The organism is Sulfurovum sp. AR, assembly GCF_000296775.1.
GTDB lineage: Bacteria > Campylobacterota > Campylobacteria > Campylobacterales > Sulfurovaceae > Sulfurovum > Sulfurovum xiamenensis.
In genome coordinates this window covers 262,161-286,373 of sequence record NZ_AJLE01000002.1, presented here as the reverse complement: position 1 = coordinate 286,373, position 24,213 = coordinate 262,161, and the positions used below count along the sequence as shown (strand labels likewise).

Annotated in this window: 20 protein-coding genes; 3 read left to right on the top strand and 17 right to left on the bottom strand. The window is 41.2% G+C overall.

The features are described from left to right. Positions 1-80: 80 nt before the first annotated feature. The 17 genes from SULAR_RS03050 to SULAR_RS02970 all read right to left on the bottom strand — a co-directional run bounded on the left by SULAR_RS03050 (position 81) and on the right by SULAR_RS02970 (position 19,544). Positions 81-476 carry a metal-sulfur cluster assembly factor gene (locus tag SULAR_RS03050; protein WP_008242842.1) on the bottom strand — a complete coding sequence of 132 codons (396 nt, stop codon included), beginning with the start codon at positions 474-476 and terminating at the stop codon, positions 81-83. 4 nt (positions 477-480) lie between these two features. Further along, the gene (locus tag SULAR_RS03045) at positions 481-900 is read right to left on the bottom strand and encodes a SufE family protein (protein ID WP_008242840.1); all 420 of its coding nucleotides are present in this window, start codon (positions 898-900) and stop codon (positions 481-483) included. After that, complete coding sequence (locus tag SULAR_RS03040) at positions 900-2,090, bottom strand: SufD family Fe-S cluster assembly protein (protein ID WP_008242838.1); 1,191 nt, start codon at positions 2,088-2,090, stop codon at positions 900-902. The genes SULAR_RS03045 and SULAR_RS03040 overlap by 1 nt, the downstream gene beginning before the upstream one ends. Continuing rightward, positions 2,090-2,839: a Fe-S cluster assembly ATPase SufC gene (gene sufC / locus SULAR_RS03035; RefSeq protein ID WP_008242835.1), complete on the bottom strand. Its 750-nt coding sequence runs from the start codon at positions 2,837-2,839 to the stop codon at positions 2,090-2,092. The genes SULAR_RS03040 and sufC overlap by 1 nt, the downstream gene beginning before the upstream one ends. Continuing rightward, the gene (gene sufB, locus SULAR_RS03030; protein WP_008242833.1) at positions 2,836-4,275 is read right to left on the bottom strand and encodes a Fe-S cluster assembly protein SufB; all 1,440 of its coding nucleotides are present in this window, start codon (positions 4,273-4,275) and stop codon (positions 2,836-2,838) included. The genes sufC and sufB overlap by 4 nt, the downstream gene beginning before the upstream one ends. A gap of 110 nt (positions 4,276-4,385) precedes the next feature. Beyond that, positions 4,386-5,231 carry a thiamine pyrophosphate-dependent enzyme gene (locus tag SULAR_RS03025; RefSeq protein ID WP_008242831.1) on the bottom strand — a complete coding sequence of 282 codons (846 nt, stop codon included), beginning with the start codon at positions 5,229-5,231 and terminating at the stop codon, positions 4,386-4,388. Beyond that, the gene (locus SULAR_RS03020) at positions 5,228-7,768 is read right to left on the bottom strand and encodes a 2-oxoacid:acceptor oxidoreductase subunit alpha (RefSeq protein WP_008242829.1); all 2,541 of its coding nucleotides are present in this window, start codon (positions 7,766-7,768) and stop codon (positions 5,228-5,230) included. Before SULAR_RS03020 ends, SULAR_RS03025 begins: the two co-directional genes overlap by 4 nt. A 50-nt stretch (positions 7,769-7,818) precedes the next feature. Next, positions 7,819-8,097, bottom strand: a complete 279-nt coding sequence (locus SULAR_RS03015) for a hypothetical protein (protein ID WP_008242826.1) — start codon at positions 8,095-8,097, stop codon at positions 7,819-7,821. A 59-nt stretch (positions 8,098-8,156) separates the two neighbouring features. Further along, a complete protein-coding gene (locus SULAR_RS03010; RefSeq protein ID WP_008242824.1) occupies positions 8,157-8,744 on the bottom strand; it encodes a superoxide dismutase in 588 nt (195 codons plus the stop codon). A 107-nt stretch (positions 8,745-8,851) separates the two neighbouring features. Continuing rightward, on the bottom strand, positions 8,852-11,191 hold the full coding sequence (locus SULAR_RS03005; protein ID WP_008242818.1) for a heavy metal translocating P-type ATPase: 2,340 nt from the start codon (positions 11,189-11,191) through the stop codon (positions 8,852-8,854). A 204-nt stretch (positions 11,192-11,395) separates the two neighbouring features. Continuing rightward, positions 11,396-12,304: a protoglobin domain-containing protein gene (locus SULAR_RS03000; protein ID WP_008242816.1), complete on the bottom strand. Its 909-nt coding sequence runs from the start codon at positions 12,302-12,304 to the stop codon at positions 11,396-11,398. Between the two features lie 462 nt (positions 12,305-12,766). Further along, a complete protein-coding gene (locus SULAR_RS02995) occupies positions 12,767-14,851 on the bottom strand; it encodes a multicopper oxidase domain-containing protein (RefSeq protein WP_008242814.1) in 2,085 nt (694 codons plus the stop codon). 69 nt (positions 14,852-14,920) lie between these two features. Continuing rightward, a complete protein-coding gene (locus SULAR_RS02990) occupies positions 14,921-15,133 on the bottom strand; it encodes an SHOCT domain-containing protein (protein ID WP_008242809.1) in 213 nt (70 codons plus the stop codon). Between the two features lie 121 nt (positions 15,134-15,254). Then, positions 15,255-15,722, bottom strand: coding sequence for a DUF1104 domain-containing protein (locus SULAR_RS02985; protein WP_008242808.1), 468 nt, complete (start codon positions 15,720-15,722; stop codon positions 15,255-15,257). 171 nt (positions 15,723-15,893) lie between these two features. Further along, positions 15,894-16,361 (bottom strand): MOSC domain-containing protein, encoded by a 468-nt coding sequence (locus tag SULAR_RS02980; protein WP_008242807.1) that lies wholly within the window; start codon positions 16,359-16,361, stop codon positions 15,894-15,896. Positions 16,362-16,367: 6 nt separating this feature from the next. Then, positions 16,368-17,828, bottom strand: a complete 1,461-nt coding sequence (thiI, locus tag SULAR_RS02975) for a tRNA uracil 4-sulfurtransferase ThiI (RefSeq protein WP_008242806.1) — start codon at positions 17,826-17,828, stop codon at positions 16,368-16,370. Between the two features lie 63 nt (positions 17,829-17,891). Next, positions 17,892-19,544: a Na/Pi cotransporter family protein gene (locus tag SULAR_RS02970; protein ID WP_008242805.1), complete on the bottom strand. Its 1,653-nt coding sequence runs from the start codon at positions 19,542-19,544 to the stop codon at positions 17,892-17,894. Positions 19,545-19,736: 192 nt separating this feature from the next. Between SULAR_RS02970 and SULAR_RS02965 the strand changes: the two genes are divergently transcribed. The 3 genes from SULAR_RS02965 (at position 19,737) to SULAR_RS02955 (ending at position 24,182) form a co-directional block, all read left to right on the top strand. Further along, positions 19,737-21,203, top strand: a complete 1,467-nt coding sequence (locus tag SULAR_RS02965; protein WP_008242798.1) for an NAD(P)/FAD-dependent oxidoreductase — start codon at positions 19,737-19,739, stop codon at positions 21,201-21,203. Between the two features lie 111 nt (positions 21,204-21,314). Beyond that, entirely contained in the window at positions 21,315-22,460 is a 1,146-nt protein-coding gene (locus tag SULAR_RS02960) for a hydrogenase small subunit (protein WP_008242796.1), read from the top strand. Between the two features lie 3 nt (positions 22,461-22,463). After that, a complete protein-coding gene (locus tag SULAR_RS02955; RefSeq protein WP_008242794.1) occupies positions 22,464-24,182 on the top strand; it encodes a nickel-dependent hydrogenase large subunit in 1,719 nt (572 codons plus the stop codon). Positions 24,183-24,213: the final 31 nt, after the last annotated feature.

Genomic DNA, 24,213 nt, shown 5'->3' with positions numbered 1-24,213 from the left:
AAAGGGAAATACCGTGTATTAAAAAAGGTGTTTAATACACGTTGGCAAGCAATGTTTTGAGGAGAGCGTCAGTATGGTTTTTAGAGTAATCCCATAGCTAATTTTGCTTCATCGGTCATGCTGTCTTGACTCCATGGCGGATCAAAAACTATCTCTACATCTACGTCTTCAAGACCCTCTTGACGTGTAGCGATACTTTTGACCAGATCGATGATGACCTGTGAAAATGAACAGGTTGCTGAAGTCAGTGTCATCGTGATCTTGGCTTTTTTCATCATAGAGACTTCATCCGTCCATGTGTCTATATTATAGACGAGTCCCAGGTCATAAATATTCACCGGAAGTTCAGGGTCATAGATCTCTTTAAGATGTGCGATGATCTTTTCTGTCATCTCTTCATCTGTTGGCTGAGACTCGATAAATTTTTGTCTCTCTTCAGCCATTTTGTCATTGATGTTTTTCTCTTCACTACTCATGATGTTATCCTTGTTCTTTACATTTTTGTGCGTAGCCATAGACCATATTTAAAAATGCTTCCAAACTTTGCTGACGTACAGGGGAGAGGAGTTCTACCACACCCATATCATGAAGTTTAGCAGGATCAAAACTGAGTATCTCATCAGCTGGACGGTTAGAGAATATGTCTAAAAGAAGAGTCAGCATACCTTTGGCCATCTCAGAAGTACCTTCACCGCGAAGTTTGAGTATACCATTTTCACATTCGCCTACAAGCCATGCGTCAGAGGCACATCCCTTGACATAAGTATCATCATTCTTCAATTCGTCAGGAAGTGTTGTATGGCGTTTTCCCAAATCAAAAATGTACTCTAACTTTTCATTATCTGTAGGAAAAAGTTCAAAATCTTCTTTATACCTTGCTACTGTCTCTTCCATATTCATTAGTTATCCTTTTTGTGTGCTAAGTAAAAGACCTCTTCAAAAGCTTTTTTAATACGCTCTTGATGTCTACTGTCCTTAACCGTCTCGATCAGTGTATTTGCAAAAGCGATCACAAGTATTTTTCTGGCTTCAACACGACTAATACCACGGCTTTGTAGGTAGAAAAGCTGTTTTTCACTGAGTTGACCAGTCGTTGCACCATGACTTGCTTCCAGTTCATCAATATAGATCTCAAGTTGCGGTTTTGCAGCCATATATGCTTTATCGTGAAGTAGTATCGCTTTAGAATTCTGCTCAGCTTTGGTATATTTACCACTCTTTTCTACACGAATAAGTGCATCAAAGATACCTCTGGATTCACCGTCCAAGATATTTTTAGCTTCCTGTTTAGAGGTCGAATGTTCACCACGATGTACGATCTGAGAGACAGTACCTCTTTTTGCTTCACTGTTGAGATAGAGAAGGTGACCTGCATCAACATGGGCACGCTCATCTAATTCTACTTTGAGTAGCTGAAGGGCATTGTCTCCACCTAGATCAAAGCTTTTAAATACGGCATGTGCATTTCTAGCAACATTGATCTTATGTGAAGCAACCATGCTATAACCGCTGTTTTGCATACGCTGCATTTTAACCACACGTAAGGAAGAGTCTTGTGAAATATGCATATCATACCCATAAAGTACAAGCGAATTCTCAATACCTTCTTCTACAAAGTTCTCATATACCGTTGCATGACGGTTCGCCTGTGTGTAGAGTACGATACGATAGTTGATCAAAGCATTGCTTTGGGTAAACTTATGCTCTATCTCTACCTCTGTATCTCCATCCAGCTCTATTTTGATCGCTTGTGGAGAGAGTAGGTGTCCAAGGTAATAGAGCGGATCAAAATGATCCATATCGATCTGGCCACATGCCTCATTGTAGACACGTAATCCTTGTGGAGCAGCTACCACCACACCATCAACAATCTCTATCTTATCAGAGACTCTAAGCGTTTTTGGAACATAGGTAAGTGTTTTGTACTCTTTTTCCAGGAGTTTTTCTACATCAAAGTAGCGATACTCTTCTGACTTTTTACTCGGAAGACCCAGTGATACAAAACGCTCTACCAAGATATCTCTATCTTTTATATCCAACAAGCCATTGACTTCTTGCAGGTTTTTGTTTTTAAGCGTTGAAAGGTTCATTATTCTTCCTCTATCGCGTCATATCCAGTATCTTCAAGCTGTGCTACAAGCTCCGGACCTGCTGTTTTGATCACTTTCCCATCTTTCAGTACATGGATATAATCCGGTTGGATATAGTCAAGAATACGGCTATAGTGTGTAATAACCAGGAATGAACGTTTACCGTCCTTCATCTTGTTGATCCCTTCAGATACAGCTCTTAGTGCATCAATGTCCAGTCCGGAGTCGATCTCATCAAGAATAATGACATCCGGCTCAAGAATAAGCATTTGAAGAATTTCATTACGCTTCTTTTCACCACCTGAGAAACCTTCGTTGAGTGAACGGCTGATCATATCTGATTTCATACCAAGCATCTCTAAATGGTCTCTCATAAGACGTAGGAACTCAGCTGAGTTCAACTCTTCTTTACCTTCGTGTTTACGTTTCGCATTGAGTGCTGTTCTTAGGAAATAGGCATTATTCACACCAGGGATCTCTACTGGGTGTTGAAATGAAAGGAAAATTCCCTCTAAAGCTCTCTCTTCAGGCTCCATCTCATTGATGTTCTTACCTTTGTAGATGATATTTCCACCAAGTAATTCAATGTCGTAGTGTCCTACAAGCGCTTTAGAAAGCGTAGACTTACCGGCACCGTTGGGTCCCATAATAGCATGGACCTTTCCTGGTTCCAATTCTAGGTTTAAACCTTTTAATATCTGCTTATCACCTATTTTCGCTTCTAAATTCTCAATTTTCAAAATACTCATCCTACACTTCCTTCTAATGTTAATTCTAATAATGCTTTTGCTTCCACCGCATACTCCATAGGGAGTTGGCTAAAGACTTGTTTACAGAAACCGTGAACGATCATACTCACGGCATCTTCTTCATTGATACCCCTTTGACGGAGGTAAAAAAGTTGTTCGTCACTGATCTTCGAGGTCGTTGCCTCGTGTTCTACCTGTCCTTGTGTATCTTTTGATTCAAGGTAAGGGAACGTATGTGCCCCACAGTTAGAACCTATGAGCAGTGAATCACACTCAGAGTAGTTTCTTGCACCCGTGGCATTAGCACCTATCTTCACCAATCCTCTATAGGTATTTTGGCCTTTCATTGCCGAGATACCTTTAGAGATGATCGTTGAAGAGGTGTTTTTACCGATATGTATCATCTTTGTACCTGTATCGGCTTGCTGGGCTAGGGTAGTGACTGCTACTGAGTAGAATTCACCCACAGAGTTGTCACCTTTCAAGATACATGACGGATATTTCCATGTAATGGCTGAACCGGTCTCTACCTGTGTCCATGAGATCTTGGAATTGTCTCCTTCACATATACCTCTTTTGGTAACGAAGTTGTAGATCCCGCCTTTCCCGTTTTCATCTCCTGGGAACCAGTTTTGGATCGTAGAGTATTTGATCTCTGCATCTTTCATTGCTACGAGTTCAACGACAGCTGCATGAAGTTGGTGCTCATCACGTGTCGGAGCAGAACATCCTTCATTATAACTTACATATGATCCTTCATCTGCTACGATCAGTGTACGTTCAAATTGTCCCGTGTTCATGGCATTGATCCTAAAGTACGTACTTAGCTCCATAGGGCAGCGTACACCTTTAGGAATGTATACAAAGGTTCCATCTGTAAATACCGCAGAGTTAAGCGCTGCAAAATAGTTATCTGCCATTGGTACAACAGAGAACATATATTTTTTAATGAGATCTGGGTGACGTTCTATCGCTTCTGAGATCGAACAGAAGATAACACCATGTTCAGCAAGTTCTTCAGCATAGGTGGTTTTGACCGAAACTGAGTCAACAACTGCATCTACAGCCACTTTCACACCGGCCAGTTGCTTTTGCTCTTCTAAAGAGATACCTAACTTGTTGTAGGCCTCTAGAATTTTAGGATCCACTTCATCTAAACTGTCAATACCTTCTTTCGGTGCTGCATAGTAAGAGATAGACTGGTAGTCTATCGGCTCATAGTCTAGTTTAGCCCAGTGCGGTTCAGTCATGGTTTCCCATTTTCTAAATGCTTTGATACGGAGTTCAAGCATCCAGTCAGGTTCACCTTTCTTTTTCGAGATGAACGCAATCGTCTCTTCTGAAAGTCCCGGTGGTGCGGTTTCGGTTTCGATATCTATCTCAAAGCCGAGGGCATACTCTCCTGAGACAGCTTTATCTAATCCTTCGTTTGCCATTTAAAATCCTTATATAGATCATTATTCTTTTACAAGTTATAGCACAATTATAGCGTGCGGTCAAGTATTTTTATAATATAGGAGTAATTTTATCCTATTTACCTTATATTTCAATAGGAATCGAATAATTCCTGTAATTTTATTATATCATGGGTAAGAGTGACAAGCGGATTTTGTTCATCTCCTCTGATATACTCTTCAAATGTTGGTTGCCTGTTCTGGTAAAAAATGCCTATAGGTATGGGGTCATTTTCAAGTGCTTTTTGCATAGCTGAGGGTAGGTTATTACTCTCATAACTACTATCGAGTTCATAGGTGTTTTCATTGAACCATTTATAGGTGTTAACCTTATTAAAGACCACACAAGGTTGAAAGACATCTACCAAAGCATACCCTTTATGTAAAAAGGCTTCTTTGAGAACCTTTTTGGCATGGGCTTGATTTCCTATGTTGACACGTGATACAAAACCGGCCTTTAGTGCTAGAGCGACTGATATGGGGTTGAATGGTTCATTAGTGACCCCATTTACCTGTATGGGTGTTTTAAAACCTATCTGGGTTGTGGGTGAGGCCTGGCCTTTGGTAAGACCATAGACCATGTTATTGTGTACGATATGTACGATATCAGGATTACGCCTGATGGTATGCATAAAATGGTTCCCACCTTCACCATACATATCTCCATCCCCGCCTTCTGCGATGACATTTAGTGCAGGGTTGGAAGCTTTGAGTGCTGTAGCGACAGGAAGTGCACGCCCGTGAAGTCCACAGAACATATGTGTATCGATATAGTAGGGTGTCTTGGCAGCTTGCCCAATACCAGAGACTATAACTGTATGTTTAGGATCACATTCCAGTTCGGTCAGTACTTCTTCCAGGAGTTTCAGTATCCCAAAATTTCCACACCCTGGACACCATGCATTGTCTATGTTTGTTCTATCGAGCGGATGTTTCATGTTGTCTCCTCTAGTACTTTTTCCAATACTTCTTTTAACCGGTCCGTAAAAAAGCTAAAACCATTCGATTGTAAGATACGATGATCGATCTTGATATCATGGCTTTTCAAAATAGCTGCAAACTCTCCGGTGACATTGTTTTCTATCACTATATTGAGTGAAGTTTGTTTGAGAAATGCAAGGTGTTCCAGATTGAGGGGATGTACCCATGAAAAATGCACATGAAAGAGTCTGGGATCATCTAATGCATTTATTGCTTCCATGATGGCCCCTTTGGTAGATCCCCATCCTATGATCGCGATCTCTCCTTCTCCATAGACCTTAGGAGCAAATGCTTCTGAAATAGACAACTCGATCTTTTTTTGCCGCTTCTGAACCATCTTTTCACGCACATGGTAGCTCTCAGTGATTTGTCCACGCTCATCATGTTCATCACTGGTAGTGACCACTATTCCTTCACCCACACCCGGGACTCCCCGTGCTGAAATACCTGTATCACTCAGTCTGTAGCGATCATAAGATGCATCCGTAGGTTGAATATAGCGTCGTTGTTCATATGCTTCAAAATCCACTGTTTTTAAAAGACTGAGAGAGTCTGCCAAGTACTGGTCACTCATATAGATCACAGGCATCTGATACCTATCTGAAAGTTCAAAGGCTAGATAGCCGTAGTCGATACATTCCTGAAGATCTCCCGGTGCTAAGACAATACGACCAAAATATCCATGTCCACTATATATTGCAAGGTTCAGATCTCCCTGTTCTGTTCGTGTAGGCAAGCCTGTGGCTGGACCAGGACGCTGTGCCAGGTAGACGACGGCAGGTGTTTCACTCATTCCCGAAAGACTGATCGCTTCACTCATAAGTGCGAATCCACCCCCTGAAGTGGAGGTCATGGCTCTTGCCCCGCCATACCAGCCACCCAGCACCATATTCAGCGATGCGATCTCATCTTCACTCTGTTCAACCAACAGAGTAAACTCATTGGACATCGAAGCCATAAAGTTCAGTACTCCGGTAGAGGGGGACATAGGATAGGCAGTGATCATATTGCATCCTCCAGCCAAAAAACCAAATCCGGATGCGGAAGAGCCATCCATAAGATGCATGGAATCTGCAGAATCAAATAACGTTTTAGGAAGTTGTAGAGATGGGAAAGTCTCTAGATTATTACCATAGGTCAACCCTGCTTCCATCGCTCTTTCATTTCCTTGAAGATCCTCTTCATCAAAGAGCCTGCTAATACTTCCTGACAATGGTTGTGATGCAAGATTCAAGATGCCAAAAAGTACACCGGCGGCATAAGAATTCACATAATTTTTACTTCCAAGCTCTTTGGCTGTATGATTCATAGGTATAGATGTGATCTGTATCTGTTCGTGCTCAACATTCTCATCTGCCAAAACAACACTATCCTCCGTCAACCGTTCCTGTACATGCGAGAGGGCAGGGGTATCCAAGGCTATAAAAAGATCTACATACCAACATGGTGCGATGATAGGTCTGTCTGAAATACGGAGCAGGGTGGTGTTGCTTCCGCCTCGTACTCTTGACATATACTCTTTGGTGGAGAAGACAAAATAACCGCTGCGTTTAAAGGCAGCAGATAATATATTTTCCAGTGTCTTGATACCGGTTCCTGCTGCACCTCCGATAAGAATAGAAATACTATGACTCTTCCCATCTATATTTACTTCTTCATTTTGTGGTAGAGACACGGGTGACTTGGAGATCACTGACTGAAACGGTATGTTCATCTCTTTCATAGTAGGACTTATAGTCTCTTTCTTCATTTCTTCTTTACTATCATCTATGGTATCGTCTTTGATATCCTTTCTTGTATCCTCTGTGCTATTTGGCCAGGTGAGTTTGCCTCCGTAATATCCCAATATGATCACTGTTATCCCTGTAAGAAATATGATGCCATGATAAAATATACTCGGCAGTGTCGTTAAGTAAACCACACCAGGATCGTTAAGATAGATTATAATACCGATAATACCAAGAATGAGGGTGGTCACAGAGAATATCAGTTTCTTGACCAAAATATGGTTCAATGCCAGTTGGTAGTTGATCCACCAGCTTAATATGCCAGAAAACATCGTAAATATACCCATCACTGTGGAGACAAAAAAAGTGTAAAAAACTGCTGTAGCAAACGAGGCACTGGGTTGAAACAAAAAAATAAGATCCAGTCCGGAAGCAAAAAGATGTAGAGCAATAGGAAAATGAACCAGCATAGGATGTGGATGGTATTTACGGTACCATTGCACCCAATCTATTGTGCTTACATTATTTCGATCATTTTCATCCTCTTCATCGAGTGTATCTACGATCTCGAATTTTCCAAAGACCTCTTCACCATGGGGTGCATTTGCCAGAACATTTGTGAGGTCAACACCCGCTTCATGCATATTTTGATGGGTTCCATTTTTCCATAGTGGGCTGTTTGTGACATCATATATATTACCTTTATAGGCAATATATGCTTTTTGATTATTTTTTCCATTATACTGCTTCAATTTTTCCAAGGTCATACTCTAAGCTCCTGACTAGATGAATAATGACGAACTACGTTACAGCGAGATCAAGTTGTATTATCATCTTCTACTTTTACTTCTTTATAGTGAGGATCTCTAAAGTAAATGATACACCAGCCATTGGGATCAATACTTCCTTCCACCGTTTTACATTCATTGGTTTCAGGTATAAAGTGCATACATGTTTTACAGGCATTTCCATCTTTTGGTGTAGATTGATATTTTACGATATTCTTAGCTGTTTTGGCACTGATCGGTACAGGGAAAAAACTCACCAAACCAAGTGCTGACATATATCTAAAAAAATATCTTCTTGATGATTTCATGATCACTCCTTTACGTGTTAGAATGTTTGTGGTGTCCTACACACTCATTCTATGAAATATCATTGAGTACTTGCTTCTAGGTTTTTCGATACAAAGTCCCAATTCACAAGCTCCCACCATTTCTCAAGATAATCCGCTCTGGCATTTCTATAGTCAATATAGTAGGCATGTTCCCATACATCACATGTAAGTAATGGTGTATGACCTAAAAGAAGTGGATTACCAGCATTGGAAAATGATTCTATGCTCAATGTACCTGAGTCTTTTATACTCAGCCATACCCAGCCAGAACCAAACAAACCTGCTGCCATGTCTAAAAATTTCTCTTTAAATGACTCTATAGATCCAAAATCACGTTCAAATAAAGCCAACAGTTCTTTAGAAGGAGAAGTTGCTTTTTTGCTCATTCCATTAAAATAAAAATTATGGTTAAAGACTTGTGCAGCATTGTTAAATATACCACCATCGGCTTTTGTGACAATCTCTTCAAGTTTCATCTCTGCATAGACCGTACCCTCAATCAAAATATTAAGTTTATTTATATATCCGGCATGATGTTTACCATGATGGTATTGAAGTGTTTCTTTTGAAATATACGGTTCCAGTGCATTTTCATCAAAAGGTAAGTCCATTAATGTGTGTGTCATTCTTTATCCTTTTATATACTCATTTAGTATGTATTTTTATACTCTTATAGTAATCTAGAGTATGTGCAGTCTGCGTGTAGTTTTTTATAGATCAATGAATTTATTAGTTAGAGTTTCTTATTTTTCAATCTTAATGCATTCAAGATCACCGACACCGAAGAGAAACTCATTGCAGCAGCAGCGATCATAGGAGAGAGCAAAATGCCAAAGAAAGGGTAGAGCACACCTGCGGCGACAGGCACCCCTAGAGTATTGTAAATAAAGGCAAAAAAGAGGTTTTGTTTGATATTCTTCATGGTAGCCCGGCTAAGATGAACGGCTTTGACGATACCTCTTAGATCACCCTTAACAAGTGTGATCCCAGCACTCTCCATAGCAACATCCGTACCTGTACCCATTGCGATCCCTACGTGGGACTGGGCCAGTGCAGGGGCATCATTGATCCCGTCGCCTGCCATGGCGACGATCTCGCCTTGATCTTGAAGTGTTTTGATGATGTCTGCTTTGCCATCGGGGAGTACATCCGCATGTACTTCATCAATACCAAGTTTTCTCGCGACAGCATTGGCTGTGGTCAGGTTGTCTCCACTCATCATTACAACTTTCAGTCCATCTTTGTGGAGTGCATTGATGGCATCCTGTGTGGTCTCTTTTATGGGATCTGCCACGGCAATGAGGCCGGCGATCTCATCATCTATGGCGACCAGTACCACGGTAGCACCGTCTCCTCTCAAGGATTCGGCCCTCTCTTTCAGACTGCTTGTATCGACCTCTAAAGATTCAAACAGATGTATGTTGCCTATCACCATTTCCCGTCCATTGACAACCCCCTTGATACCCTGACCGGTAATGGAGTCAAACGCTTTCACCTCAAGCAATGGTATCTTTTGTTCTTCTACTTCTTCCATGATTGACAGAGCGATAGGGTGTTCACTTGAATGTTCAAGAGAAGCACTCAACTGAAGCAGATCATTTTCCTCTATCTCTCCGACTGTTTCTATAGCAACAAGTTTAGGTTTACCCTCCGTCAATGTACCTGTCTTGTCGACGACCAACGTACTTACTTTTTCCATGATCTCCAACGCTTCAGCATTTTTGATCAGTACCCCATTCGCTGCTCCTTTTCCCGTACCCACCATGATCGAAATAGGTGTTGCCAAACCCAGGGCACAGGGGCAGGCTATGATCAGAACTGCTACTGCAGATACCAGTGCGTATGCCAATCTGGGCTCGGGCCCGATGAGATACCATACAATAAAGGTCAGAATAGATATAAACACCACCGTCGGTACAAAATAAAAGGAGACAAGGTCTGCGAGTTTCTGTATAGGTGCACGTGAACGTTGTGCTTTGGCTACCATATCGATGATCTGTGAGAGTAGGGTATCTGCACCGATCTTTTCTGCCTGCATCACAAGTGTACTGCTGCCATTGATCGTGGCACCGATCAGTTTCATGCCTGATGTTTTATTGACAGCGATAGGCTCACCCGTTACCATAGACTCATCCACATGGCTCGCTCCTTCCACTACAACACCGTCCACAGGTATCTTTTCTCCGGGACGGATACGCAGTTTGTCGCCTACTTTGACCTCTTCAGTAGAAACCGTCGTTTCCGATCCGTCAGGATGAATGAGCGTGGCAGTGTTGGGTGCAAGACTGAGAAGCATTTTGATGGCTTCATTGGTTTTTGAACGTGCCCGAAGCTCCAGTACCTGCCCCATCAGCACCAAAGCAGTGATCACTGCTGCTGCTTCAAAATAGACATGTACCGTACCCTCCGTTGACCGCATCTGTGGCGGGAAAATAGTGGGGAAAAGCAAGGCCACTAGACTATAGGTCCATGCCACCGAAACACCGAGCGCAATGAGCGTGAACATATTGGGGTTCCAACTTTTTACAGAGTGCCAAGCCCTGACGTAAAAAGGCCATCCAGCCCAAAGCACTACAGGGGTCGCCAAAGCAAACTCTATCCAGTATAAGGTTTTTGTTGAGAGGTTCTGCGGTAGAAGTGAAGGCATCATATCTGCTACCATCGCCAAGACAAAAAGAGGAAGCGCCAGGAACGCAGAGATCCAAAAACGCTGTGTCATTGACCTGAGTTCGATGTTCTCTCCTTCTTCAGCAGCCATCACAGGTTCGAGTGACATACCGCATATAGGACAGTTTCCTGGTCCATCCTTGATGATCTCCGGATGCATGGGGCAGGTGTATTGTGTCACACTCGGGCTTATGTCACAGCTGCCATCAGGACAACTCTCTGTGTGTAATGTGTCTTTTGTTTCTTTTGCATCTTCTGTATGAAGGTAGGTCTCTGGCGAGGCATCAAACTTGCTTTTGCACTGTTCGCTGCAGAAGTAGTAGGGCTTATGATGATAGGCACTTTTATATTTGGAATCCTCTGAAACATCCATACCGCACACCACATCTTTGTGAGCCTCTTTCATCGTTTTCCTTTTTCATCGTTTTCTTTTTTCATCGTTTTCTTTTTTGCACTATCCTTTTTTTGTCACTATCTTTGCTGTCACTTTTATCTATGCTATCACATAAGTGTGTATTATACGTGCACGTGACAGTTGGCTGATCAGGGAGGGATAAAGCATCCATTTATCAACGATCGTCCTTTTTATCGTATGTTTTAGTATGTTTTGTCAGGACCGAAGATGTTTTTTCTTTGCTCCTACAAGCCAGTAAGCAATGGCCAGTCCGACAATCACTCCGCCTATAACGAGCAGCTCATCCCCTTTTTCAGAAGACAAAGAGTATATCAGTACTTTTCTGATGAGTGCTGCCATGGCCAGCATGATAAAAGCACCTATGGCAAAGCCTTTACCCTGAAGGTGGTTGATCTCTTCATGGATAAGCTCGATCGTTGCCCATAGAACAAGCAGGCTTCCAAGCACGGTTAAGATTCCTTCTTCTATTTTCACATCAGTAAAAAATAACAGGTAGATGTCATATAAAAAAAGACCTATAGAAAAAAATGCAACGATAGCCAGTGCAGCAGCCAAAAAATAATTGATATAAGAGTTGAACTCTTTCAGTCCGGTCAGTATCTTCTTTTCGACTTTAGACAAAGAGAGAAACCTTCCTAACTCTTCTTCCCTGTAGGAACTTGTCAGAGAGTCAAGGTTCATGTCTATGATCTTTTCAACCGCATTGATCACTTTAATGTGTTCCTCTTTATTGTCGTAGTCATCTTCAATGTGCTTGAGTACAAAGGTTCTGACAAAGGTAAAAGCAGAATTGACATAATGCGTCGGCAGCCCGATCTTCATATGTACTTCACCGATCTTATATAGGTACATAAAGTACTGCAGGTCATACTTTCCGCTAAACAGGTTAATAAACCACTCCCTGATCTTTTTTCTATGTTTATCAATGATCTCTTGATTTTTTAAAAACTGAGCCGTTTCACCGAAGCCCCAGATATAATCATAAAATTCGTCTATAAAAGTATCTGCAATGGAAGCCATTTTAGGTTGAAGTGCGTTTAAGGTCTCTTCTTCCTCTGGTGTGAACCTGTAGTGCTCTTTAAGGCTTTTATAATCATTCATCATGAAGGTGGTCCTTTCTTTGTAAGTATAGAACGGCTGGAGGAGTAAAGTACCCTCTGTTTCGTTAGTATGTATTAAGAGTATAACAAAAATGTCTTTGAATTTTAAATATTTTAAATTATATAATTTAATAAGAAAAAGTGAACAAAGGAAAATCAATCTGTCCCATTTAACTCCAACTTCTTTATTGATAGAATACTCGCACAAGTTATAACTGTAATGTCTATGTTTCAAAGAACGGTCTTAAAGAGTTGCAAGCCCTCTTCGAAAACGATAAAATCCAAGTACAAGATCAAATAGCCAACACCGACAAAGAGATCGACCAAACGGTCTACAAACTCTATGATCTTACAGAAGATGAGATCTAGATAGTGGTGACTTGATTATGTAAGTGAGGGAAAATTTCTTCAATCGGTGTCGAATTTTTTGGGATATCATAATAGACACCTTCCATCATTATCGGTGCTAGAAAAACCATCGTATCCCCGCACCCCATTTTGTATCACTGTGATAACGTGCACCTATACTGAATTGTTTGTTGATACGGTAATCCAAAGTGGCAGACCATTCACTTTTGAGTTCAGTATCGTATTGGTATTCAAGTTCCAATCCCGTGTTATTGGTCAGCATGAGCTCTTTAATGAACCAGATCCGCGCATCTCCCTGACTGTCCACCCATAATTTTGCATCGATGAGTCCCGGAAGCAGATAGTTATACCCAATAATCGCACGTGTCTTATCACTTTCTCTGTCTGCAATGCTGACACCACCGAACCAGGAACTGAAACGGTCTATATACCTGTTATAAACAATGTAGTTATCATACTCTGTATCATAATCACTCTCCCAGTAAGCAATCAAACTGTTCTTCCCGCTTGCAGCTGCAAGCAATCCTTCATTCATACTGTCAAGTGCCAGCATATTACCCCAGAAGTACCACTTATCAAATTCCTTGATGAACCTGTTGTAACTGGCTTGTTCTTTTTGATTTTTGGGTGTACCGTAGCTGACTACACGTGTCATACCTGACATCATATGGTAAAGAATGTGACAGTGAAAGAGCCAGTCTTTTTCATAATCGGCTGCAAACTCTATGACACTCTTACCTAAAGGTGCGATATCCACTGTATGTTTCAGCGGTGAGCGACTTCCATTTTCATTCACCACACGGAAAAAATGTCCATGTAGATGCAACGGATGATGCATCATGGTCTTATTCTCAAAGATAAAACGTACATTCTCACCTTTTTTGATAGGTATTTTGTCTTCTTCGCTCAGTGTTTTACCGTTAAAACTCCAGATATAGCTGCGCATATCTCCATTCAGTGTGAGATGCACTTCTCTCCATGGACGTTTTTTATCAAGTGTGGTATCTTCCAATGCTTCGAGTTTGGCATAAGGAGTAGGCGGTCTTTGAGATAAGGACATATCCATTTTTTTCATATTCATGGAAGCGCCGCACTTCATACCAACTGCCGACTTCCCGCCACTGCATTTCATTGTTTTACTACCACCGATCCCTTTACCTTTAGGTTTCATAGAAGCGCCGCATCTCATGGCATAATAGTTTGGTTTGGGTACTCCTTTCACCGATTCCTTTTCTCCATGACCTATATAGATCGAAGCTTTTCCCGAACCATCTTGGGCAGTTGCCCTCAGTTCAAAAGTTCCATCATTGGGAACAGTGATGATAGCATCATAGGTCTCTGCAACAGATATAAGAAGTTTATCTTGATCAAAAGGCTTCACATCTACACCATCTGCAGAGACAATATGTAAAGGGCCATCTGCATACTGCACATAAAAAAAGGTGGAGGCAGAACCATTGATGATTCTCAGACGTATCTTCTCACCGGATTTTGCTTTGTAACTACTGTTCTGTTTGCCGTTGATAAGAAAAGCATCATAATAGACGTCAGAGAGGTCCATAGCAGGCATTTGATTTTTCCATTGTGTCAGCATATTGCCCACGGCATTGTGTTCAATTGCACCCCAGAGTGACTGTACAGTACCTTTTTTTATGGAATAGTATTCACTGCCGCGTTTCAGTGTTCTCATAACCTCCTGTGGGTCTTCATTGGTCCAGTCTGACAGAATAAGAACCAGTTCTTTATCCACTTTATACCGTTTCTTTTTCGGTTGGATCATAATGGAACCATACACACCTCTTTGTTCTTGAAGTCTAGTATGAGAATGGTACCAGTATGTTCCGGACTGTATCAGGGGAAATCGGAATGTGTACGAACCATGTGCCTTAATAGGAGGTGTAGTGAGATTTGGAACACCATCTTGATCGTTACGACCAGGAAAAAGAATACCATGCCAATGAATGGAAGTGTCTACATCCATATTGTTCGTTACTTTGATATTGACCCAATCTCCTTCTTGGGCTTTAATGGTAGGACCGGGGATACCTCCATTAATGGTCATAGCTTCTACATTTTCCCCTGTGAAATTTACTTGTTGATAGTCTATGGTAAGATTGTAGTAGACATCTTTAGCTGAAAGTAGTGTAGAGAGTAGATAGATTAATAGCAGTATCCATTTCATTACATAACCTTCTATTTTATGAAAAATAGAATAACAAGAATGTGTGTACCTTCTGTGCAACATAAATGATCATTTTTCTCTAAGAGCACTTGATTTTTCTTTATACTCTTCTGTGTCTATCTCTCCATTCGCATAGCGTTTATCAAGAATATCTTGAGCTGAAGCGTCTTGCTTTTCACTTTTTGTAGATTCCTTTAAACAATAAAAAACTATAAGTACGAAAACTATAAATGTGAACCACATTCCAAAACCCATACCCCAGCCATGATCAAAATAATGCATCTCTTATCCTTTATTCCATTGAATTGCGTATAGTAAGTCAGTGTGCATCGGCTATGTATACTTATGTAGTTTTTTAGAAAGATAAGTTGGGTAGCCTCATTTTATAGGCTACCACAGTCATTTATTGATTTTTCATCATCATACCTTGGCCGCCACACTTCATATCTTTACCTTGTTTCATACCTTGACCACCCATCATACTTTTTTTACCCATACCTTTATTTACCATCATACAACGGTTGTTGATCATTGCCTGGCAAAAACAGCAGCAGCAACAGCAATGCATACCTTGACCACCCATCATACCTTGGTTACCCATGCCCATCATTCCTTGGCCACCCATCATACCTTGATTGCCCATACCCATCATTCCTTGACCACTCATCATGCCTTTACCTTGCATACCATATTTTTGACGCTCTTCCTGTGTCATGGATTGCATACGTTTTTGCATCTCTTTTCTAAAGTCATCTCTTTGCTCCATAGGTATACTACCACGCATATGCATCATATCTTCCGTACTCATATGCGAAAAATCTATCGCATACAGTGAGGCGATCATTGCTGCTATTATGATTAAAACTTTCATCCATATTCCTTTTATATCTTATTAGACAGACAACATCCTGCCATGTAATTATTGATCGTAATGTATCTCGATTTTGAGGATAGCAAGCCTATGTGTATTATGCGTGTAATTACAATAAAAGAAGATGTATATGAGGATTTTTAATTTAAGTTTTTCTAGTATTTTCGAGTGTTAATAACTAATTTCATCTCCAACACTGATCATCCCACTTTGTACAATAAGAGCCCTGTATCCACCTATATGTTTCAGTCCCTTCATCATATCTTCATCTAAAAGTCTGGAAAGGTAACGGCATGGAGGACAGGTACGTACGATGCGGAACTTGGTCGTACCAATGCTGAAAATTTTCTCTTCCAACAGTGAAGCATCGAAGTTTTTGATAATAAGGTTTCGACGCAGGTCCAAAAAGTCCAAGTGACTCTCTAATCGGCTGTTACACGCTGCCAAAGATTCAAAAGGAAGTATACTGATCTCTCTTACATCTTGGGAAAGTTGGGGTTTATTGAAGGTGCCTTGTCCGTAGAAATAACGGTCACCCTCCAAGCCTTTACCTTTAACAGCCTGGGCACTCTCTACGTAACGTAAAGGTTCTTTGGCTTTTTCACCGATGATAATGGCATGCAGGGACATCATTTTCATAATATTTTAGGGTCGATATACCCTTACATTTTTAACATTCTCTGCATCACGCAGATACTGGGCATGTAGTTGGCTCATGATCCCTTTGTCACAGTAGAGTAGATACTCCTTATCCTGCGGCAGCTTCTTGAACTCTGTCTTGAGTTTATGGAATGGGATCTTAATGCTTTTACACGGTGTTTCGATGCACTCATCTTCCGTACGTATATCTATGACCACATACTTATCATCATTGAGGTCATGTATCACCTCTACAGGTGCCGCATTGGTCACATCATCGATGATCTCATCGACATAGATCTTCTGTGCATCTTCTACAGCTTTATCCAGCACAGAGTAGTCAAAACGTGCTGCTTCTTTTTCCATGCGCTTATATGAACCGTGCGTAATAGGGTTTTTGGAGATGACACCGCAGTACTCAGGCATATTCTCTGCAAAACGGCGTGTGCCTATCTCACTGGCTATCTTGATGATCTCAGGTTTGTTCATTGTAGCGAGTGGACGTAAAATGAGTTTATTGGTCACCTGGTCGATCAGTGCCAGGTTACGCAAGGTCTGACTAGAAACTTGTGCCACGCTTTCACCCGTAAGCAGTGCATCTATTTCCAGTTCATTGGCCACTTTTTCAGCGGCAAGGAGCATAAGACGCTTGAGTGTTACACCCATGTAGCTCTCATGGGTCGAACGGAATATCTCTTCGATGACTGCATCAAATGGCACAGAGATGAAAGAGACACGATGCGAAGCACCGAACTTGGACCAAAGGTAAAGTGCAACTTGTTTGACACCTATCTCATGGGCGATCCCACCAAGGTTGAAGAAGATGAAATGGGTTTTTATACCCCTTTTCATCGTGAGGTAAGAGGCCACTGTCGAGTCAAAACCACCGGACATCAGCGAGAGTATATCTCCCTGTGTACCTAAAGGAAAACCACTGAGTCCCTCATGTTTGATCGTAATGATATTGAGTTGCTTATTGAGGAGCTCCAGACGAATCGTGACTTCCGGATGATGCAGGTCCACACCTTTTGTCTCATTGTGTGCCAACATATATCCGCCTACGGTCTGTGCTATGTGTGTAGAATTAAAAGGGTGAGTTCCTGAACGTTTAACACGTACCACAAAGGTCTTACCTATGATCTCTTTTGCCATCATTTCATTGACTTTGACCTTGATCTGATCCAGTGTTTCCATGCCATCAAACTGTAATGCTTCGAGTACCTGTTCTATACCTGGGGTGTCAAGAAGTGTTTGGCGTACCTCAGTAAGAAATTCTATAGGTGTAACAACCTCAATCTTATCAGAGAACTTTTTGACCGTGATATCAGCACTATATCTACCTAAAAGTTTTACAAGATTGTTATAAAGCTGTCCTACCATTTGTCGTTTGGCAGAAGAACCTTTGACCATGATCTCCGGAAAGAGTTTTAAAATGAATTTTTGTGTTTGAACTGATGAAGTTTCCACTATAGTACACCCTTGTTTTTGTATGGGCAGCATTATAACACAAGAGGACTAAATGGCTATCACCTAATCCTCAAGCGGGAAGTGCAGTGATACTGATCTTGATGCCTCGAAAAGTGCCTGTGTTGCAATGAAAACACTGCGATTGGTATTGAGCAGAGAGATCACTTTCTTTTCGTTAATACCTTTATGACTGATAGAAATACTTGCTTCGTTCATTATACGATGATTCTCTTCTTCTGCTTTAGAGAATTTTTCTGTACATTTATCCATACTCCATACTTCTTCCATATAATTGATATAAATCAGGATCGCATAGAGAAGATTTCTTCGTATAGCATCATAGATCGTATGAATGGTCTCACTGCTGCTTTCTGAGAATTCATTCATGTCATTTTTTATATCTTTCAGCATCTTAGCTGCATAGACAGATTCACGTACGGATGCTAAAAGTGTTTGCAGGCTTTTTCTTTCATCCTCCAAAAGATCTTGTTGGTTCAAAACCGACACAAATTCCATGATCTTGATCTCTATCTCTTTAATCGTGTTATAGGCTATTTTATGATCGAATTCTATTTGCTCTTGATTGGCTTCTACAGCCTCTTTCAGACCTAGTTTTTTTACAAAAATATCATTGGGTTTTATATTTGCGACCAAAAGTGCATATTTCATCGTTTTAACAAAGAGATTGTTTACTTCATCACGTAATGCAACCAGTGCCGTTTCTGAAAATTCAGGATCGACCAAATGTATATACCGTGTCGGTTCGGGTTCACGATAGACAAAAAGTCGTTTCAAGTACTTAGCCATCAGTGATATAAAAGGAAGCAGCAGCACGACACCCAATACATTAAATATCGTATGAAAAAGAGCCAATGCTGTGATAGGGTCATGCTTTAAAGCCGGAATATCCATCAAAAACTGTGTCAAAGGTGTAAGTATCAAGAATGCGACGACCGCAGTGATAAAGTTAAAGATAAAATGTGCCAGAGCTGCACGCTTTTTATCAGGTATACCACCCATAGCACCAAGCATCGCTGTTACAGTTGTCCCTATATTCGTACCGATCACCATGGCAGCGGCCTGTTCAAAGTTTAAGATGTGTACATAGAGTGCACTCAGTGCAATAGCTGTAGCCGCTGAACTTGACTGGATAAGTGCTGTAAGAAAAAAACCGATACCAACAAAAGCGATGAGAGGTAAATGTGAAAATTTCTCAAGGTTAATCAGACTGGTTAAAGACTCTATAGAGTTTTTCATAAATTCAAGACCAAGAAATAAAAGGCCGAACCCAACAAATACTTTAGCCACAGATGTAATTTTTTGATTTGAAGATGCAAATATAAGCAGCAGACCTCCTGCACCTATCATCGGTAAAGCAAAAGCTTCAATCTTAACCTTAAAACCAAGTGTTGCAACGATCCATGATGTCACAGTTGTACCGACATTTGCACCAAATATAACGGCAATCCCCGAATACAATGTGATCAGAGAGGCACTCACAAATGATAATGTCATAAGCGTGACGACAGAAGAACTTTGAAGCATCGCAGTGGCAATCGTTCCGGTCATTAGAGATTTAAGAGTAGAAGATGTTGAGTTCTTGACCCAGGTTTTAAAACGGCGCCCGGCTGCCTCTTTCAGTGCAAGTTCCATATATAACATACCAAACAGGAACATTCCCAACCCAGAAAGTGCTTGTATAAGTTGCCCAGCCATAGATTTATCTCTTTTTAAGAACATTATATCACTATTCTTATGATTGAAGCAACTGCGTACTTAAGATAATACTACCTTTAAATGAAAACACTTTATTTAAATGCTTATCATCATATTCATAGATTATTTTCAGTATTTGTAAAATTTATTTATCCTATACTTAAGATAAATAAATCATAGGGATTTTAATTTATGAAGCATAAAAAAATTGAGCATAGTAAACCTTTAGTGGAACTGTTGCATGGTGAAGCCATAGAAGAAGGTATCAGTAGGAGAACAGCACTCAAAATGATGGGGGTCGGTGGGGCGGCCACATTGGTGGGTTCATCTCCTTTTTTACAAGCAGATGAAGCACCAACAGCCAAAAGTGAAAAGAATGCCAAGATCTTGATTGTTGGTGGTGGAGCAGGCGGTATCATGGCACTTGCCAGACTTCACAGTGCTTTACCTAATGCAGATATTACGATCATTGCACCCAATGAGACACACCTTTATCAGCCGGGACAGGTCTTTATGGCTGCCGGGCTTTATACGTTAGATGATATTGCAAAAGAGAATAGAGAGTTCATACCGGAGGATGTCAATTGGATCAAAGATGAAGTTGCTTCATTTGATCCGGATAACAATAAAGTAACGACACGTGCCGGTGTGGAAGTACCTTATGATTATATGGTCGTGGCTACCGGGATAGTCTATCACTATGATTGGATCAAAGGTCTGAGTGAAGAGGATATAGGTAAAAACAGTATCTCCAGTGTCTATCTGAACAATCTGGAAAAAGGTACCGCTAAAGGTGGTGAAGTGACTTTGCACTGGTTCAACGCGCTCAAAGAGGCAGCAGCTTCAGGTAAAAAACCAACAGTACTCTATACAAGTCCGAACACACCTATCAAATGTGGTGGTGCACCACAAAAGATCCTCTACCTCAGTGCAGATCATTTGAAAAAAAATGATTTAGGGGCGAATTATATTTACGCTACTGACAGTGCAAAACTGTTTCACATCCCTGAGATCGAAAAATCACTGCTAGAAGTACAAAATAAGTATGACACCATTACCAATCATTTTAGACACAATCTTATTGCCATAGATACAAAGAACAAGGTAGCAACGTTTGAAGAGACCTATGAGGTCAAAGGGGAATATGATGAAGATCTGGAAGAGTATGATATATCTGAAGAAAAAAGAATGGTAGACATCTCTTATGACTTCATTCATATTGTACCGCCTATGGGGCCTCCTCAGGCATTGGTGGATTCTCAATTGGGTTGGCAAAAAGGTACTGCTAAGGGATGGCTTGAAGTAGACCAGGAAACACTGCAGCATAGAAGATACCCAAATGTATTTGGCATGGGTGATGTTTGTGGTATTCCGTTAGGTAAAACCGGTGGATCTACTAGACATCATGGTCCTATCGCTGTGGGCAACCTTATTTCAGCACTTGAAGGTAAGCCACTGATGGAGAAATTCGATGGGTACACAGTCTGTCCGCTTAAAACAGAATATGGTGAGATCATCATGGCTGAATTTAACTACAAAGGTCTAGCACCTACCGTACCATTCCTGGATCCTGCAAAACCCAGATTTCTGTGGTGGGCATTTGACCTCTATCAGTTGAAACCGATGTACTGGTATCTTATGTTGAGAGGATGGTTCTAGAAAATAGATAATTGTCATAATTAAAAATTATTTTATAATATTTGGTAGAAGCAAATATTATTAGAGTTCCTATGATATACTTAGCACATACAAAAATTAAAGGGGTTGAAGATGAATGGTTTTGATGCACTTTATGCAAAAGCAAAAGATCGTATACAGGCGTTGTCTGAGTTGCCTTCGTTTAAAGAAGAGTCTATAGAGCAGATGCTTGAAGGTCGTGGTATTGAGCGGCGTGACTTCATCAAATGGGCTGCAGGTATTACAGCAATGCTTGCCCTGCCTTCCCAATTCACTCCTTTATTTGCTGAAGCTGCTAAAATGGCCGATCGTATACCGTTGGTCTGGCTCCATATGGCAGAGTGTACAGGATGTAGTGAATCTTTTATACGCTCTGATGCGCCAACAGTCGATTCCCTGATTTTTGACTATATCTCTCTTGAATACCATGAGACACTCATGGCTGCATCAGGCTGGCAAGCGGAAGAAAACCTGAATCAAGCTTTAAAAAAATATGCAGGAAGGTATATTCTCCTTGTTGAGGGTGGAGTACCGACAGCTATGAACGGTCAGTATTTGACCATGGGACCCCAAGGTCGAACAGGCCTCAGTGTTGTTACAGAAGCGGCCAAAGACGCAGCAGCGATCTTTTCCATAGGAACTTGTGCTGCGTTTGGTGGTATTCAGGCTGCTGCACCAAATCCTACCGGTGCAAAAGGTGTTGACAAGGTGGTTTCTCAATCTGTTATCAATGTTCCTGGTTGTCCTCCAAGTGCTTCAAATATTGTTGGTACACTGATGCACTTTTTACTCTTTGGTACACTGCCTGCACTTGACCGTTACCATCGTCCAAAATGGGCATACGGTAACCGCATACATGATCTTTGTGAACGTCGCGGACATTTTGATGCCGGAGAGTTCGTAGAGAGTTTCGGTGATGATGGTGCTAAAGACGGATGGTGTCTCTATAAGCAGGGATGTAAAGGTCCGTATACCTTTAACAACTGTTCTACAGAACGCTTTAACCAGCATGTCAATTGGCCGATTGGTGCGGGACACGGTTGTATGGGATGTTCTGAACCGGACTTCTGGGATACGATGGGGCCATTGGAAAAACCGATCGATTCACATCTCGTCATGGGACTCAACTCCACTGTTGATAAGATAGGCACCACACTTCTTACTGCAACATTGGTTGGTATAGGTGCACATGCCGTTGCAAGTATATTTATGAATAAACATGATGAAAAGGGGGAGTAAGTCATGGGTAACAGACGTGTAGTGATCGATCCGATAACTAGAATTGAGGGACATCTGCGTATAGAAGTCGAAGTAGATGAAAGCAATGTAGTACAAAAAGCCTACTCATCATCGACTTTGTGGAGAGGGATCGAACTTATTCTTAAAGGGCGTGATCCTCGTGATGCTGGACTTATGTCACAGCGTATCTGTGGTGTTTGTACTTATTCACATTACAAGGCCGGTGTGGAAGCGGTAGAGAATGCCTTAGGTGTAGAAGCACCCTACAATGCACAATTGATACGTTCACTTCTTAATGAATCTCTTTATATGCATGACCATGTGGTACATTTCTACCACTTACATGGTCTTGACTGGGTCGATGTGGTCTCAGCATTGAGTGCAGACCCTGAAAAAGCATCCAAGTTGGCTTTTAAATATTCTGATTCACCTATAGCAACAGGAGCAGATGAACTGACTGCTGTACAAAAGAGAGTGAAAGAGTTTGTAGATAAAGGTCAACTTGGTCCATTCGCCAATGCCTATTGGGGGAATGGCACCTACAAATTCTCTCCGGAACAGAACCTTATCGCACTTTCACATTATCTCAAGGCACTAGAGGTACAGCGTGTAGCTGCACAGATGTTCGCTATCTTTGGAGCAAAACAGCCGCATCCGCAAAGTCTTGTGGTGGGTGGGGTGACCTGTGTCAGAGATATATTGAGTCCTACACGTCTGGCTCAATGGAAAGAAAAATACAAAATTGTTAAAGACTTCATCGATCGTGCCTATCAGGCAGATATCATCATGGCTGCAGAAGCCTACGGTACAGAAGAAACCGTACTAGGTGGAGTAGGGGTGAAGAACTTCCTTGCTGCTGATGCATTTATGCTAAACCGTACAGAAAATCTTTTCCAAAGTGGGTACATCACAAATGGTGATATTACTCAAGTATTCGATATTGATGATATGAAGATAGAAGAAGATGTGACACACGCATGGTATAAAGGTACAAATCACTTACAACCTTGGGATGGTGTGACTGAACCAGACTATACTGGTTTTGTAGATGGTGATACTGTGAATGGAGAAGCAAAGATCATCGATGAAAATGCAAAATACTCTTGGGTGAAATCACCTCGTTATGACGATCAAGCGATGGAGGTTGGTCCCTTAGCCTGTTTACTGGTTAATTATGCCAGAGGCAATGCAAAGGTCCAAGCGGAAGTAGGCGCTTTTCTAAAAAGGACGGGACTGCCGGTAGGTGCACTCTTTACGACATTAGGTAGAACAGCGGCAAGAATGCTTCAAACTAAATTGATATCTGACAATGCTATCATAACCTTTAATTCACTGGTAGAGAATATCAAAACCGATGACAGTACGTACACTAAGTTTGAGATTGATCCTTCAAAAGTCTACAAAGGCCGCTTTATAGGAGAAGCTCCTCGTGGAACACTTAGTCACTGGGTACGTATTAAAGATGGAGTCATAGAAAATTATCAAGCAGTCGTACCGACAACATGGAATGCTGGACCGATGGACGGTAACGGTACTATTGGCCCTTATGAAGCATCCTTGGTAGGTTTAAAACTTGAAGATCCGACCAAACCGCTTGAAGTACTCAGAGTGATTCACTCTTTTGATCCTTGTATGTCATGTTCCGTACATGTGATGGATATGAAAGGTGCAGAACTTAGTGAATTTAAAGTGAATCCTATGAACAGTGGGACAGCTTGTTAATGTGTTAAATAGATTTCCTTGAATAAAAAGG

Bases quoted from the DNA above. Each gene is read 5' to 3' on its own strand.
- SULAR_RS03050 (WP_008242842.1), bottom strand. From the start codon at position 476: ATGAGTAGTGAAGAGAAAAACATCAATGACAAAATGGCTGAAGAGAGA.
- SULAR_RS03045 (WP_008242840.1), bottom strand. From the start codon at position 900: ATGAATATGGAAGAGACAGTAGCAAGGTATAAAGAAGATTTTGAACTT.
- SULAR_RS03040 (WP_008242838.1), bottom strand. From the start codon at position 2,090: ATGAACCTTTCAACGCTTAAAAACAAAAACCTGCAAGAAGTCAATGGC.
- sufC (WP_008242835.1), bottom strand. From the start codon at position 2,839: ATGAGTATTTTGAAAATTGAGAATTTAGAAGCGAAAATAGGTGATAAG.
- sufB (WP_008242833.1), bottom strand. From the start codon at position 4,275: ATGGCAAACGAAGGATTAGATAAAGCTGTCTCAGGAGAGTATGCCCTC.
- SULAR_RS03025 (WP_008242831.1), bottom strand. From the start codon at position 5,231: ATGAAACATCCGCTCGATAGAACAAACATAGACAATGCATGGTGTCCA.
- SULAR_RS03020 (WP_008242829.1), bottom strand. From the start codon at position 7,768: ATGACCTTGGAAAAATTGAAGCAGTATAATGGAAAAAATAATCAAAAA.
- SULAR_RS03015 (WP_008242826.1), bottom strand. From the start codon at position 8,097: ATGAAATCATCAAGAAGATATTTTTTTAGATATATGTCAGCACTTGGT.
- SULAR_RS03010 (WP_008242824.1), bottom strand. From the start codon at position 8,744: ATGACACACACATTAATGGACTTACCTTTTGATGAAAATGCACTGGAA.
- SULAR_RS03005 (WP_008242818.1), bottom strand. From the start codon at position 11,191: ATGAAAGAGGCTCACAAAGATGTGGTGTGCGGTATGGATGTTTCAGAG.
- SULAR_RS03000 (WP_008242816.1), bottom strand. From the start codon at position 12,304: ATGATGAATGATTATAAAAGCCTTAAAGAGCACTACAGGTTCACACCA.
- SULAR_RS02995 (WP_008242814.1), bottom strand. From the start codon at position 14,851: ATGAAATGGATACTGCTATTAATCTATCTACTCTCTACACTACTTTCA.
- SULAR_RS02990 (WP_008242809.1), bottom strand. From the start codon at position 15,133: ATGCATTATTTTGATCATGGCTGGGGTATGGGTTTTGGAATGTGGTTC.
- SULAR_RS02985 (WP_008242808.1), bottom strand. From the start codon at position 15,722: ATGAAAGTTTTAATCATAATAGCAGCAATGATCGCCTCACTGTATGCG.
- SULAR_RS02980 (WP_008242807.1), bottom strand. From the start codon at position 16,361: ATGAAAATGATGTCCCTGCATGCCATTATCATCGGTGAAAAAGCCAAA.
- SULAR_RS02970 (WP_008242805.1), bottom strand. From the start codon at position 19,544: ATGGCTGGGCAACTTATACAAGCACTTTCTGGGTTGGGAATGTTCCTG.
- SULAR_RS02965 (WP_008242798.1), top strand. From the start codon at position 19,737: ATGAAGCATAAAAAAATTGAGCATAGTAAACCTTTAGTGGAACTGTTG.
- SULAR_RS02960 (WP_008242796.1), top strand. From the start codon at position 21,315: ATGAATGGTTTTGATGCACTTTATGCAAAAGCAAAAGATCGTATACAG.
- SULAR_RS02955 (WP_008242794.1), top strand. From the start codon at position 22,464: ATGGGTAACAGACGTGTAGTGATCGATCCGATAACTAGAATTGAGGGA.